The sequence below is a fragment of the Streptomyces aureus genome, assembly GCF_001418135.1.
Lineage (GTDB): Bacteria > Actinomycetota > Actinomycetes > Streptomycetales > Streptomycetaceae > Streptomyces > Streptomyces aureus_A.
This window is the reverse complement of the sequence record NZ_LIPQ01000513.1, coordinates 1-13,286: the sequence shown is the minus strand read 5'-3', so window position 1 is coordinate 13,286 and position 13,286 is coordinate 1. Positions and strand designations below refer to the sequence as shown.

Here is a 13,286-nt window from a genome sequence, read left to right as displayed (position 1 = left end):
GGGTCTGGCCGGTCGGCGGGGACCACTGGCCGGCGGGCGGCTGGTCCTTGGACCACTGAGGGGTGGAGCCGTTCGCGTCGGCCGGATCGGTGGGCCGGGGGACCCCGGAGCCGTTCTGGTCGTCGGAGGGGGCGGATCCGGGCGAGGTCCAGCCCGGAGTGTCGTTCACGGTCGTCCACCTCGGAGGAATGGTCGCGGTGCCGGATCGGCGAGCCGGCTCGGTCACGGCGGCCGACACCTGACACGGCGGCGGGCCGGGTGCCATCGTGCCACGCGTGACCCGCCCGTGGGCGGGAGCGGCCGTGACCTTCGTACCTTTGTCCGGACCTTCGGTGCGGGAGCGGCGGACGGCGCACCGTGTGGATACCGATCATCACGCCCGAACCGTGCGGTGTCGGACCGGGCGGGGCGCGGTCGGAGGGCTCGTGGCCGGCGGCCGGCGCGCTCCACCTGGCCGCCCGGCGCCGCGTCCGCTCCACCCACGTATGGGTCGAGCAGCGCCCGGTGTCTCTCTCCGGACGCGGGTCGGGTGGTCACGGCGAGTGCGGGTGCGTGGGCTCTGTCAGGGCGGAGGGAGTCAGTACCCACCGCAGCGCCCGTCCGGTCGGTGGGGTCGTGGCGAGCTTCTTGGGCGGTGATCACCGCAGGCATAGGGACGAGCAGCCGGGCCGGCGGTGCTGGGCCGGGGCGGTGGAGCCACGAGCAGACGCGGCGGCGCGATCACCGCGGGAGTGCTTGGAGACGCCTTGGTGCCGTGGTCCTCCGCCGTCCGATGCGGCCGCTCTCGACCGTAGGCCGGAACCAGTGGCGCGGGGTACGGTTCTGGGCGGCCACGGGGGCCACGGGGGTGACATCCATGACTGACATCAACACCCACGGACACGGACGGTCATCAGTATCGATCCGGGACGATGCCGCAGGTCAGTGAGGTATCTCACCAGCCGCCTTGAGACTGATACGGAAATGGGATGATGTCGATATGAAGGGACGCGTTCTTGTCGTCGACGACGACACCGCACTGGCCGAGATGCTCGGCATCGTGCTGCGGGGTGAAGGGTTCGAACCGTCGTTCGTCGCGGACGGTGACAAGGCGCTTGCCGCATTCCGGGAGGCCAAGCCTGACCTGGTGCTGCTCGACCTGATGCTGCCCGGGAGGGACGGCATCGAGGTGTGCCGCCTGATCAGGGCCGAGTCGGGTGTGCCGATCGTCATGCTCACAGCGAAGAGCGACACGGTCGACGTGGTCGTGGGTCTGGAGTCCGGGGCCGACGACTACATCGTCAAGCCGTTCAAGCCGAAGGAGCTCGTGGCCCGTATCCGGGCGCGGCTGCGGAGGTCCGAGGAGCCGGCGCCGGAGCAGCTCACCATCGGTGACCTGGTCATCGACGTGGCGGGGCACTCCGTGAAGCGGGACGGGCAGTCCATCGCCCTGACCCCGCTGGAGTTCGACCTGCTCGTCGCGCTGGCGCGCAAGCCGTGGCAGGTGTTCACCCGTGAGGTGCTCCTGGAGCAGGTCTGGGGCTACCGTCACGCGGCCGACACCCGGCTGGTGAACGTGCACGTGCAGCGGCTGCGCTCGAAGGTCGAGAAGGACCCCGAGCGGCCGGAGATCGTAGTGACCGTCCGTGGCGTCGGATACAAGGCGGGACCGAGCTGACATGAGCAAAGGCAGTGCTGCTCCCAAGCCCGGGGACCCGGGAGACCGTACGGGGCGGGCTGCCGGACCGGGGCGGGGGGGCTCGCGTTCCGGCCGTCCGCCGCGGGGTGGACGGCTGTTCCAGGACGGGACACCGGGTGGACCGGTCCTCCGGCTCTTCGCACGCTGGGTGCGACGGCCGTTGCTGCCCGCTGTGCGGCTGTGGCGGCGCAACATCCAGCTGCGGATCGTCGCGGGCACCCTGCTGATGTCGCTCGGAGTGGTGCTGCTGCTCGGTCTGGTCGTGATCGGCCAGGTCCGCAACGGACTGCTCGATGCCAAGGAGAGGGCCGCCCAGAGCCAGGCCGCCGGCGGGTTCTCCGCCGCCCAGGACCGGGCGGCGACGACGCCCTCCGCACCCGGTCAGCAGGACGGTGCGCGGGCCGGTGCCTCCGTGAACTGGCGCTCCACGCTGGTCGAGCAGCTCGCCAGCGGTGGTCAGAGCGCCTACAACGTGGTCGCGCTCTCCCTCGACACCGGTGACGCCGCCGCGAGCCGCGGCGCCCGTGCCTCCGGGGAGGTCGACCCGACCACCAGCATCCCCGCGGAGCTGCGGCACTCGGTGGCCCAGGGCACGGACACCTTCCAGAAGTTCACCCGCATCCACTACACCAGCGGGAAGGCGTCCGAGGCCGGTCTCGTGATCGGCAAGCGGCTGAACGACGCCGAGGGCACCCAGTACGAGCTGTACTACCTCTTCCCGCTGACCCAGGAGGAGGACTCCCTCACCCTGGTCAAGGGCACCCTCGCGACCGCCGGGCTCTTCGTCATGGTGCTGCTCGGCGCCATCGCCTGGCTCATGGTGCGCCAGGTCGTGACCCCCGTACGGATGGCCGCCGGGATCGCCGAGCGGCTCTCGGCCGGACGCCTCCAGGAACGCATGAAGGTCACCGGCGAGGACGACATCGCCCGGCTGGGCGAGGCCTTCAACAAGATGGCCCAGAACCTCCAGCTCAAGATCCAGCAGCTGGAGGAGCTGTCGCGGATGCAGCGGCGGTTCGTCTCGGACGTCTCGCACGAGCTGCGCACCCCGCTCACCACGGTCCGGATGGCCGCCGACGTCATCCACGAGGCCCGGGTGGACTTCGACCCGATCACCGCCCGCTCCGCCGAACTCCTCGGCGACCAGCTCGACCGCTTCGAGTCGCTGCTCTCCGACCTTCTGGAGATCAGCCGCTTCGACGCGGGAGCGGCCGCCCTGGAGGCCGAGCCGATAGACCTGCGGCAGGTCGTGCGCCGGGTCATCGGCGGCGCCGAACCCCTCGCGGAACGCAAGGGCACCCGGATCGTGGTCGTCGGCGACAAGCAGCCCGTGGTGGCCGAGGCGGACGCCCGCCGGGTCGAGCGGGTGCTGCGCAACCTCGTCGTCAACGCCGTCGAGCACGGCGAGGGCCGGGACGTGGTGGTGAAGCTGGCCGCCGCCGGCGGGGCCGTCGCCGTCGCGGTGCGCGACTACGGCGTCGGCCTCAAGCCGGGCGAGGCGACCCGGGTCTTCAACCGGTTCTGGCGCGCCGACCCGGCCCGCGCGCGGACCACCGGCGGCACCGGCCTCGGCCTGTCGATCGCGGTGGAGGACGCCCGGCTGCACGGCGGCTGGCTCCAGGCCTGGGGCGAGCCCGGCGGAGGTTCGCAGTTCCGGCTGACCCTGCCGCGGACCGCGGACGAGCCGCTGCGGGGCTCCCCGATCCCCTTGGAGCCCGAGGACTCACGGCGTAACCGCGAGCAGGCGGCCGCCGGACGCGCCCAGGACCACGCCCGTCTCACGGCGGTCCCGGCGCAGCCCGTCGGCGACCGGGCGCAGCTCGCCGTACCGCCGAGGCTGCCCGCGCCGTCGCGGGCCACCGTCGACCCGACGGCCCTGCCCGGCAGCGGTGCCCGGGTCGTGGCGCGCGCGGCGGCGGAGAACGACGGTGGTGGGGCGGGTTCGGCCACGGCCGACGCACACGGGAACGCGGAGCGGGAGGACGGGACACGTGGGCGCTGACTCCTCAGAGGGGCACGCGGGGCGGGGCTTCCGAAAGGGGCACGTGGTGTGGCGCTTCCCAGGCTTCCGCGTGGGACACGCCGATCCGGACCTTCATCCGGGGCAGGGCCCGGCGCAGGGCCGGAGTACGCGCGCGGTGGTGCTCGCCGCGTGCGGCGGGCTCCTGGTGACCGGGTGCGCGACCATGCCCGACAGCGGCGGCGTCCAGCCGGTCAGAGGGGCCAACCAGGGCGACTCGCAGGTGCGGGTCTACGCGGTGGCGCCCCGCGAGAACGCGGACCCGGACGAGATCGTCGACGGCTTCCTCGAGGCCATGACGAGTGACGACCCCGGCTTCGCCACCGCCCGCAAGTACCTGACGGCCCAGGCCGCGCGGACCTGGAAGCCGGAGCAGAGCATCACCGTGCTCACCACCGCGCCGAACCGGGACCTGGCCGACCGCAACGCCGACCCCGACAACCAGGGCCGTTCCTACCCGCTCTCCGGCCGCAAGATCGCGACCGTGGACGGCCGGCACGCGTACCAGCCGTTCAGCCCGGCCGCGTACCTCCAGTCGATCCATGTCGTGCAGCAGCCCTCGGCCAACGGCAAGGGCAAGGAGTGGCGCATCGACAGCCTCCCGCCCGGCCTGGTGCTCGGCGAGGCCGATTTCCTGCGCAACTACCGGTCGGTCAACAAGTACTACTTCGCCTCCGGGCAGGACTGGGTCGTCGCCGACCCGGTCTACATCCGGCAGCGCCAGGACCCCGTCACCCGGATGGACCCGGTGACGCAGACGGTCAGGGCGCTCCTCGAAGGCCCCACGGACTGGCTGAAGCCGGCCGTGGACTCCAGCTTCCCCTCCGGTACGGAGCTGCGGAAGGGCGTCACCACCCTCACGCCCGACGACCAGTCCACGCTCAAGGTGCCGCTGAACGGCAAGGCGGACCTGGTGGGCGGCGAGCCGTGCCGGCGCATGGCGGCGCAGCTGCTGTTCACGCTGCGCGACCTGACCTCCGTGAACGCCGAGCAGGTGGAGCTCCAGGGGTCGAGGGGCCAGGCGCTGTGCCGTCTCGGCAAGGGACAGGCGACCGACGAGTTCGCTCCCGTGCGGAACGCGGACCGGGACGAGAACCCGTACTTCGTCGACGAGCACCACAAGCTGATGATGCTGGTCGGCGCGGGCAAGGAGGCCAGGGCACCCGTCGAGCAGGTCCCCGGGCCGCTCGGCAAGGGCACTCTGCGGCTCGGGTCGGTCGCCGTCGACCGGGGCGAGACCCGGGCCGCCGGGGTCGGGGAGAGCGGCCGCGAGCTGTTCGTCTCCTCCATCACCACCGAGGAGGAGGCGGCGCCGGCGATCCTGCGCAGCAAGGCCGCCAAGCCCACCGACCGGCTGTCCGCGCCCAGCTGGGACGGCCGGGGCAACCTGTGGATCGCCGACCGCGACCCCGCAGCGCCCCAGCTGTGGATGGTGCCGGACGGCACCGGGGACCCCGTCAAGGTGCGTGCGCCGTGGCTGACGGACGACGCGAGGATCGAGTCGCTGCGGGTCTCCGCCGACGGGGTCCGGATCGCGCTGGTGGTCAGCCGGGGCGGGGACACGACCCTGCAGATCGGCCGGGTCCAGCGCCAGTCGTCGGGCGACGAGCCGGTCGTCTCCGTGCTGGACCTCAAGCCCGCCGCGCCCCGGATGGAGTCGGTCACGGCCGTCTCCTGGGCCGGGCCGAGCCGGCTCGTCGTGGTCGGCAAGGAGGCGGGCGGCGTCCAGCAGATCCGCTATCTGCAGACCGACGGCTCGACCTCGGCGACCTCGGTGCTTCCCGGTCTGAACGGGGTGACCTCGGTGGCCGCGCCGTACAAGGGCTCCGTGCCGCTGATCGCCGACTCCGGCAACGACGGCATCGTGCGGCTCGTGCCGGGCACGAACTGGCAGCCCGTGGTCAAGACCGGTAGCTCGCCCGTCTATCCGGGGTAGCGGCCGCCGCCACGCCCACGGGCACCTGACGTACTCCGGGGGCACCCGCGGGGGTTTTCCACAGGGGTGGCCGAGGTGCCCGGGAAGGCGCACAGTGGAGCCATGCGGGGGTGGTGGCGGGAGATCGCCGGGCTGGTGCTGCCGGTAGCCTGCGGAGGCTGCGGCAGGCAGCGCACCGAGCTGTGCCCGTCGTGCGAGGCCGCGTTGACCGGGGCGGGAGAGGGACCGCGCAGGGTGCGGCCGTCGCCCGAGCCGGCCGGGCTGCCCGTCGTCCATGCCGTCGCGCCGTACGCCGATGCCGTACGCGAACTGCTCATCGCCCACAAGGAACGCGGGGCGCTCACCCTCGCCCGCCCCCTGGGCGGTGCCCTGGCGGTCGCCGTGGAGGCCGCTGCCGGGGGCACCGAGGGCCTCGCGGCGCGACCACTGCTCCTTGTGCCGGTGCCCTCCTCGCGGCGCTCCGTACGGGCGCGTGGCCACGATCCGACGCGCCGGATCGCGCTTGCCGCGGCGGCCCGGCTGCGGGGCGCGGGGCGGCAGGCGAGGGTCGTGCCGGTGCTGCGGCAGCGGCGTCACGTGGCGGACCAGGCGGGTCTCGGGGCGCGCGGACGGCTCGCGAACCTCTCCGGCGCGCTGGAGGTCGTGCCCGGCGGCGGGCGGCTGCTCCGGGCGGGAAAGGTGGTGCTCGTCGACGATCTGATGACCACGGGCGCCTCGCTTGCGGAGGCGGCGCGTGCCCTCGGGGGCGTACACCTTCCGTTCATTCCCGGAATACCGCACGGCTTACCGGGCGGTCCGGCGCAGTGCGGATTCGAACAGCGGGCGGCGGCTGTGATCGCATCCTCTCCCGCTTCGTTCGAAATAAACCGGAACTCGCAAGGAACTTGGAACGTTGCAGGTGGTGAGAGGTGAAAGCACCCGAACGGAGGTATGTCGCGGTAGCGGGTGCCGACACCCGTCCGAAGGGGCTATGTTCGGTTGTGAGGAATGGCGAAAGCCATCGCCTAGCCGAATATGGTTGCGCCTACAGGACAGGAGTTCAGGGCGAATTAACCTCTTGTCGATGGGGTGGGGATCTTGTCGACTGGGGAGGAGGAGGTGAAAGTCGCCGAGTCCGAGCTCCGGTAACCGCCGGAGTCTGGTGCAAAGGGAGATGCCCTGCGGCCGAGAGAGTCGATCAGGGCGATCCGGGAACGGAGTTCTGCGTGGACATCGTCGTCAAGGGCCGCAAGACCGAGGTGCCCGAGCGGTTCCGCAAGCACGTGGCCGAGAAGCTGAAGCTGGAGAAGATCCAGAAGCTCGACGGCAAGGTGATCAGCCTCGACGTCGAGGTGTCCAAGGAACACAACCCGCGGCAGGCCGACAGGTCCGACCGCGTGGAGATCACCCTCCACTCCCGAGGCCCGGTGATCCGGGCGGAAGCCGCGGCGGCGGACCCGTACGCGGCCCTCGACCTCGCAAGCGACAAGCTCGAGGCACGACTGCGCAAGCAGCACGACAAGCGGTACACCCGCCGTGGAAACGGCAGGCTTTCGGCGGCGGAGGTCGGGGACGTGGTGCCCGGCGCCGCCCAGCTCAACGGAGACGGCCAGCTCGTCGCCGACGAGTCCGACAAGGTGCCCACCACGATGATGGGCTCGATCGAAGTCCAGGGCGAAGGCCCGCTGGTGGTCCGCGAGAAGACCCACCGGGCCGCGCCGATGACGCTCGACCAGGCTCTCTACGAGATGGAGCTGGTCGGACACGACTTCTACCTCTTCGTGGACTCCGACACGAAGCAGCCGAGTGTCGTCTACCGCCGGCACGCGTACGACTACGGCGTCATCCATGTGGAGAGCGACCCGCTCGCCGAGGGTGGCGGCGCCGGTGGTGCGCTCGGCGGCTGACCGCCGTCTCGCGCCCCCCACACCCCAGTTGCCCCTCACGGTGCCCCTGGAGCGCCCTTCGCGCCCCCAGGGGCACCCCCGTGCGCCTGCGGGGCACCCCGTTGCCGCCGGAGCATGAAAGCATGGCGTGCACGCCAACCGCTGCTCCCTGAGTAGCGGTTGGAGGACCGGAAACGAATTCAGGCCACGGCCTTCAGGGGGAGGAACGATGGCGGACAGCTTCGGGCCGGTGCTCAGCGGGCGCGAGCACGGTGGTGGGGTCCCGGAGGGATCGGATTCGGACAGCGGCGGGTTCCGCAAGGAGCCGATCCGAGTCCTCGTCGTGGACGACCATGCCCTCTTCCGCCGCGGACTCGAGATCGTCCTCGCGCAGGAGGAGGACATCCAGGTCGTCGGGGAGGCCGGGGACGGGGCGGAGGCCGTCGACAAGGCGGCCGATCTGCTGCCGGACATCGTCCTGATGGACGTACGGATGCCCCGGCGCGGCGGCATCGAGGCGTGCACCTCCATCAAGGAGGTGGCCCCCAGCGCGAAGATCATCATGCTGACGATCAGCGACGAGGAGGCCGACCTCTACGACGCGATCAAGGCGGGGGCCACCGGCTACCTCCTCAAGGAGATCTCCACCGACGAGGTCGCGACGGCGATCCGCGCGGTCGCCGACGGCCAGTCGCAGATCAGCCCCTCGATGGCCTCGAAGCTCCTCACCGAGTTCAAGTCGATGATCCAGCGCACCGACGAGCGCAGGCTCGTGCCCGCGCCCCGGCTGACCGACCGTGAGCTGGAGGTCCTCAAGCTCGTCGCGACCGGGATGAACAACCGTGACATCGCCAAGGAGTTGTTCATCTCCGAGAACACGGTGAAGAACCACGTCCGGAACATCCTGGAGAAGCTTCAGCTGCACTCCCGGATGGAGGCCGTGGTCTACGCGATGCGGGAGAAGATCCTTGAGATCCGGTAGCGGCCGCGGCTAAGCCAGCGCCGCCACCAGGTCCTTCGCCAGCCCCGGGGCGTCCACCCGCTCCACCCTCACCGCGTCGCAGCCGACCCATTCGGCCGCCTCGCGCAGCGCCCGCGCCACCGCGGGAACGGCCTTCGGGCCGTCGAGCGTCACCTGGCGGGCGACGAGCGTCCCGCCCTCCCGCGCGGGGTCCACCCGGCCGACCAGACGGCCGCCGGCCAGGACCGGCATCGCGAAGTAGCCGTGGATCCGCTTCTGCTTCGGCACGTACGCCTCCAGGCGGTGCGTGAAGCCGAAGATCCGCTCCGTGCGGGCCCGCTCCCAGATCAACGAGTCGAACGGCGACAGCAGGGTCGTACGGTGCCGGCCGCGCGGCTCCGAGGCGAGCGCCGCCGGGTCCGCCCAGGCCGGCTTCCCCCAGCCCGCCACCGTGACCGGCACGAGGCCCGCCGCCTCGACCACCGCGTCGAACTGCTCCCCCTTGAGCCGGTGGTAGTCGGCGATGTCCGCGCGGGTGCCCACGCCCAGCGCCTCGCCCGCCTGCCGGACCAGCCGCCGCACGCACTCGGTGTCGTCCAGCTCGTCGTGGAGCAACGTCTGCGGGATCGCCCGCTCCGCCAGGTCGTACACCCGCTTCCAGCCGCGCCGCTCGACCACCACCACCTCGCCGTACATCAGCGCCCGCTCGACGGCGATCTTGGCGTCCGACCAGTCCCACCACTCGCCCTTGTTCTTCGCGCCGCCCAGCTCGGTCGCCGTCCGGGGCCCCTCGGTCCGCAGCTGGTCGATCACCTTGTCGTACGCCCCCGCCGACAGCTCGTGGCCCCAGTGCGGGCGGTTGCGGTAGGCGCGCCTGCGGAAGGCGAAGTGCGGCCACTCCTCGACGGGCAGCACGCAGGCCGCGTGCGACCAGTACTCGAAGGCGTGTGAGCCGGTCCAGTAGGCGTCCTCGACCGTCGTACGGCCGACGGCGCCCAGGCGCGCGTACGGAATGAGTTCGTGGGAGCGGGCGAGGACGGAGATCGTGTCGAGCTGGACCTGGCCGAGCCCGCGCAGCACGCCGCGCACCCCGGCGCGGCGGTCGGGCGCGCCCAGGAAGCCCTGGGCTCGCAGCGCGATCCGGCGGGCGTCGTCGGCGGACAGTTCGGCGGCGGGGCGCGGCACAGTCGTCATGGACCGCACCCTAGGCCCCGGCACTGACAGTCCCCCTCGGCGGACCCGCGGGGCCGGCGCTCAGAACGGGGTCGGCAGGTCGTCGGCCGGCAGGTCGCGGGCCGGGAGGTACGGCAGGGGGCTCGGGAGGCCGAAGTCGGAGGGGAGCAGGGCGGCGATCCAGCAGTCCCGGAGCGTGCCCTTGTTGGTGAGTCCGGCGCGCTGGGCGCCCTCGACTACGAAGCCGACCCGCTCGGCCACCGCGCGCGAGCCGGTGTTGCCCACCTCGGCGCGCCAGACCAGGCGGGTGCAGCCGAGTCCGGTGAAGGCCCAGTGGGCGACGGCCCGGACGGTCTCGGTCATGTAGCCGCTGCGGCGGTGCTCGCCGGCCAGCCAGTAGCCGACCTCCCAGACGCCCATGCCGCGACTGGTAAGGGAGACGGCGGCGAGCAGCGGGCCGCCCGCCAGCGGCTCGACGGCGAAGGCGTACTCGGTGTCGTCGCGCCAGCCGTCGGGCACGAGCCGGTTCAGGAAGAGCTCGGCGTCCTGCCGCGTATAGGGGTCGGGGACGACGGTCCAACGTCGGATGTCCGGGTCCTGACAGATGGCGTACACCGCGTCGGCGTCCTCGGGGACGAAGTTCCGCAGGCGCAGGCGGTCGGTGGTGAGGGTGATCGGATCCATGCCGGGATTGTGGTGAGCCGCCGGACCGGAAGCGAACACTTTTCGGGTGGGGCGGCACCTTCCGCCCACCTCGTGCGTTCTCTTTCCGGGCGGACGTACGGCTCCGGCACTGTGGGCCTCCCTTCGCGAGGGCGGTCTCGCTTACGATGGCCGTTGCGGTGGGGACCACCTGCCGTGCCCGCGCTCGCGTCCATGACAAGACCCAGTGCCAGGCCCGACCGGCAAGGAGACCAGCCTCAGTGTCCGTCTTCAACAAGCTCATGCGTGCAGGCGAAGGAAAGATCCTGCGCAAACTGCACCGCATCGCGGACCAGGTCAACTCCATCGAAGAGGACTTCGTCAACCTCTCCGACGCCGAGTTGCGGGCGCTCACCGATGAGTACAAGCAGCGGTACGCCGACGGCGAGAGCCTCGACGACCTGATGCCCGAAGCGTTCGCGACGGTCCGCGAGGCCGCCAAGCGTGTCCTCGGTCAGCGCCACTACGACGTCCAGCTGATGGGTGGCGCCGCGCTCCACCTCGGCTATGTCGCCGAGATGAAGACCGGTGAGGGCAAGACCCTGGTGGGCACCCTCCCGGCGTACCTCAACGCGCTCTCCGGCAAGGGCGTGCACCTGATCACGGTCAACGACTACCTGGCCGAGCGGGACTCCGAGCTCATGGGCCGGGTCCACCGCTTCCTGGGTCTGTCCATCGGCTGCATCCTCGCCAACATGACGCCGGCCCAGCGCCGTGAGCAGTACAACTGCGACATCACGTACGGCACGAACAACGAGTTCGGCTTCGACTACCTCCGCGACAACATGGCGTGGTCCAAGGACGAGCTCGTCCAGCGCGGCCACAACTTCGCCTGTGTCGACGAGGTCGACTCCATCCTCGTCGACGAGGCCCGTACGCCGCTGATCATCTCCGGCCCGGCCGACCAGGCGACGAAGTGGTACGGCGACTTCGCCAAGCTCGTCACCCGCCTCTCCAAGGGCGAGCCCGGCAACCAGCTCAAGGGCATCGAGGAGACCGGCGACTACGAGGTCGACGAGAAGAAGCGCACCGTCGCCATCCACGAGGCCGGTGTCGCCAAGGTCGAGGACTGGCTCGGCATCGACAACCTCTACGAGTCGGTGAACACGCCGCTCGTGGGCTACTTGAACAACGCCATCAAGGCGAAGGAACTGTTCAAGAAGGACAAGGACTACGTCGTCATGGACGGCGAAGTCATGATCGTCGACGAGCACACCGGCCGTATCCTCGCCGGCCGCCGCTACAACGAGGGCATGCACCAGGCGATCGAGGCGAAGGAAGGGGTGGCGATCAAGGACGAGAACCAGACCCTCGCCACGATCACCCTGCAGAACTTCTTCCTCCTGTACTCGAAGCTCTCCGGCATGACCGGTACGGCCATGACCGAGGCCGCCGAGTTCCACCAGATCTACAAGCTGGGCGTCGTGCCGATCCCGACGAACAGGCCGATGATCCGCAAGGACCAGTCCGACCTGATCTACCGGACCGAGGTCGCCAAGTTCGCCGCCGTCGTCGACGACATCGCGGAGAAGCACGAGAAGGGTCAGCCGATCCTCGTCGGCACGACCTCCGTCGAGAAGTCCGAGTACCTCTCGCAGCAGCTCTCCAAGCGCGGTGTCCAGCACGAGGTCCTCAACGCCAAGCACCACGACCGCGAGGCGAGCATCGTCGCCCAGGCCGGCCGCCGCGGCGCCGTCACCGTCGCCACGAACATGGCCGGTCGCGGTACCGACATCAAGCTCGGCGGCAACCCGGACGACCTCGCCGAGGCCGAGCTGCGCCAGGCGGGTCTCGACCCGGTCGACCACGTCGAGGAGTGGGCCGCGGCCCTCCCCGCCGCCCTGGAGCGCGCCGCGAAGGCCGTGAAGGCGGAGTTCGAGGAGGTCAAGGACCTCGGCGGGCTGTACGTCCTCGGTACCGAGCGCCACGAGTCGCGTCGTATCGACAACCAGCTGCGCGGTCGTTCCGGCCGTCAGGGCGACCCGGGCGAGTCCCGGTTCTACCTCTCGCTCGGCGACGACCTGATGCGTCTGTTCAAGGCGCAGATGGTCGAGCGCGTGATGGCCATGGCCAACGTGCCGGACGACGTGCCGATCGAGAACAAGATGGTCACCCGGGCGATCGCCTCCGCCCAGTCGCAGGTCGAGACCCAGAACTTCGAGACGCGCAAGAACGTCCTGAAGTACGACGACGTCCTCAACCGGCAGCGTCAGGTCATCTACGGCGAGCGCCGCCGCGTCCTGGAGGGCGAGGACCTGCGCGAGCAGATCCAGCACTTCATGGACGACACGATCGACGACTACATCCGCCAGGAGACCGCCGAGGGCTTCGCGGAGGAGTGGGACCTCGACCGTCTGTGGAACGCCTTCAAGCAGCTCTACCCGGTGAAGGTGACCGTGGAGGAGCTGGAGGACGCGGCCGGGGACCGGGCGGGCATCACCGCCGAGTTCATCGCCGAGTCCATCAAGGACGACATCCACGAGCAGTACGACTCGCGGGAGAAGCAGCTCGGCTCGGAGATCATGCGTGAGCTGGAGCGCCGCGTGGTCCTGTCCGTCCTGGACCGCAAGTGGCGCGAGCACCTCTACGAGATGGACTACCTCCAGGAGGGCATCGGCCTGCGCGCCATGGCGCAGAAGGACCCGCTGGTCGAGTACCAGCGCGAGGGCTTCGACATGTTCACCGCCATGATGGAGGGCATCAAGGAGGAGTCCGTCGGCTACCTGTTCAACCTGGAGGTCCAGGTCGAGCAGCAGGTCGAGGAGGTCCCGGTGCAGGCGAGCGGTCCGTCGCTCGCCAAGGAGGACGCGGTGCCGGCCGGTGCCGGGCGTCGAGCCCCTTGGCGCGGATCTCCGGACGCCCGGCACCGGCCGGCACCGCGTCCTCCTTGGCGAGCGACGGACCGCTCGCCTGCACCGGGACCTCCTCGACCTGCTGCTCGACCTGGACCT

Annotated in this window: 9 protein-coding genes; 7 read left to right on the top strand and 2 right to left on the bottom strand. The window is 70.9% G+C overall.

Features of this window, described 5'->3' with window-relative positions:
* Positions 1-979: 979 nt before the first annotated feature.
* From mtrA to AOK00_RS32670, 6 genes are all read left to right on the top strand, one after another.
* Complete coding sequence (mtrA, locus tag AOK00_RS32695) at positions 980-1,657, top strand: two-component system response regulator MtrA (protein ID WP_010356958.1); 678 nt, start codon at positions 980-982, stop codon at positions 1,655-1,657.
* A 1-nt stretch (position 1,658) separates the two neighbouring features.
* Entirely contained in the window at positions 1,659-3,680 is a 2,022-nt protein-coding gene (gene mtrB, locus AOK00_RS32690; protein ID WP_079042309.1) for an MtrAB system histidine kinase MtrB, read from the top strand.
* 184 nt (positions 3,681-3,864) lie between these two features.
* Positions 3,865-5,634 (top strand): LpqB family beta-propeller domain-containing protein, encoded by a 1,770-nt coding sequence (locus tag AOK00_RS32685; protein ID WP_107097509.1) that lies wholly within the window; start codon positions 3,865-3,867, stop codon positions 5,632-5,634.
* Positions 5,635-5,736: 102 nt separating this feature from the next.
* Complete coding sequence (locus AOK00_RS32680) at positions 5,737-6,546, top strand: ComF family protein (RefSeq protein ID WP_055603780.1); 810 nt, start codon at positions 5,737-5,739, stop codon at positions 6,544-6,546.
* Positions 6,547-6,839: 293 nt separating this feature from the next.
* On the top strand, positions 6,840-7,520 hold the full coding sequence (gene hpf, locus AOK00_RS32675; protein WP_055603779.1) for a ribosome hibernation-promoting factor, HPF/YfiA family: 681 nt from the start codon (positions 6,840-6,842) through the stop codon (positions 7,518-7,520).
* Positions 7,521-7,728: 208 nt separating this feature from the next.
* Positions 7,729-8,481 carry a response regulator gene (locus tag AOK00_RS32670; protein WP_055603778.1) on the top strand — a complete coding sequence of 251 codons (753 nt, stop codon included), beginning with the start codon at positions 7,729-7,731 and terminating at the stop codon, positions 8,479-8,481.
* Between the two features lie 9 nt (positions 8,482-8,490).
* Here the strand turns inward: AOK00_RS32670 and AOK00_RS32665 are convergent, their stop codons facing one another.
* Together AOK00_RS32665 and AOK00_RS32660 are read right to left on the bottom strand one after the other, a co-directional pair.
* Positions 8,491-9,654 carry a winged helix-turn-helix domain-containing protein gene (locus AOK00_RS32665; protein WP_055603777.1) on the bottom strand — a complete coding sequence of 388 codons (1,164 nt, stop codon included), beginning with the start codon at positions 9,652-9,654 and terminating at the stop codon, positions 8,491-8,493.
* Between the two features lie 60 nt (positions 9,655-9,714).
* Positions 9,715-10,317: a GNAT family N-acetyltransferase gene (locus tag AOK00_RS32660; protein ID WP_055603776.1), complete on the bottom strand. Its 603-nt coding sequence runs from the start codon at positions 10,315-10,317 to the stop codon at positions 9,715-9,717.
* A 239-nt stretch (positions 10,318-10,556) separates the two neighbouring features.
* Between AOK00_RS32660 and secA the strand changes: the two genes are divergently transcribed.
* A partial coding sequence (secA, locus tag AOK00_RS32655; protein WP_254047589.1) for a preprotein translocase subunit SecA occupies positions 10,557-13,286 on the top strand: 2,730 nt, incomplete at its 3' end.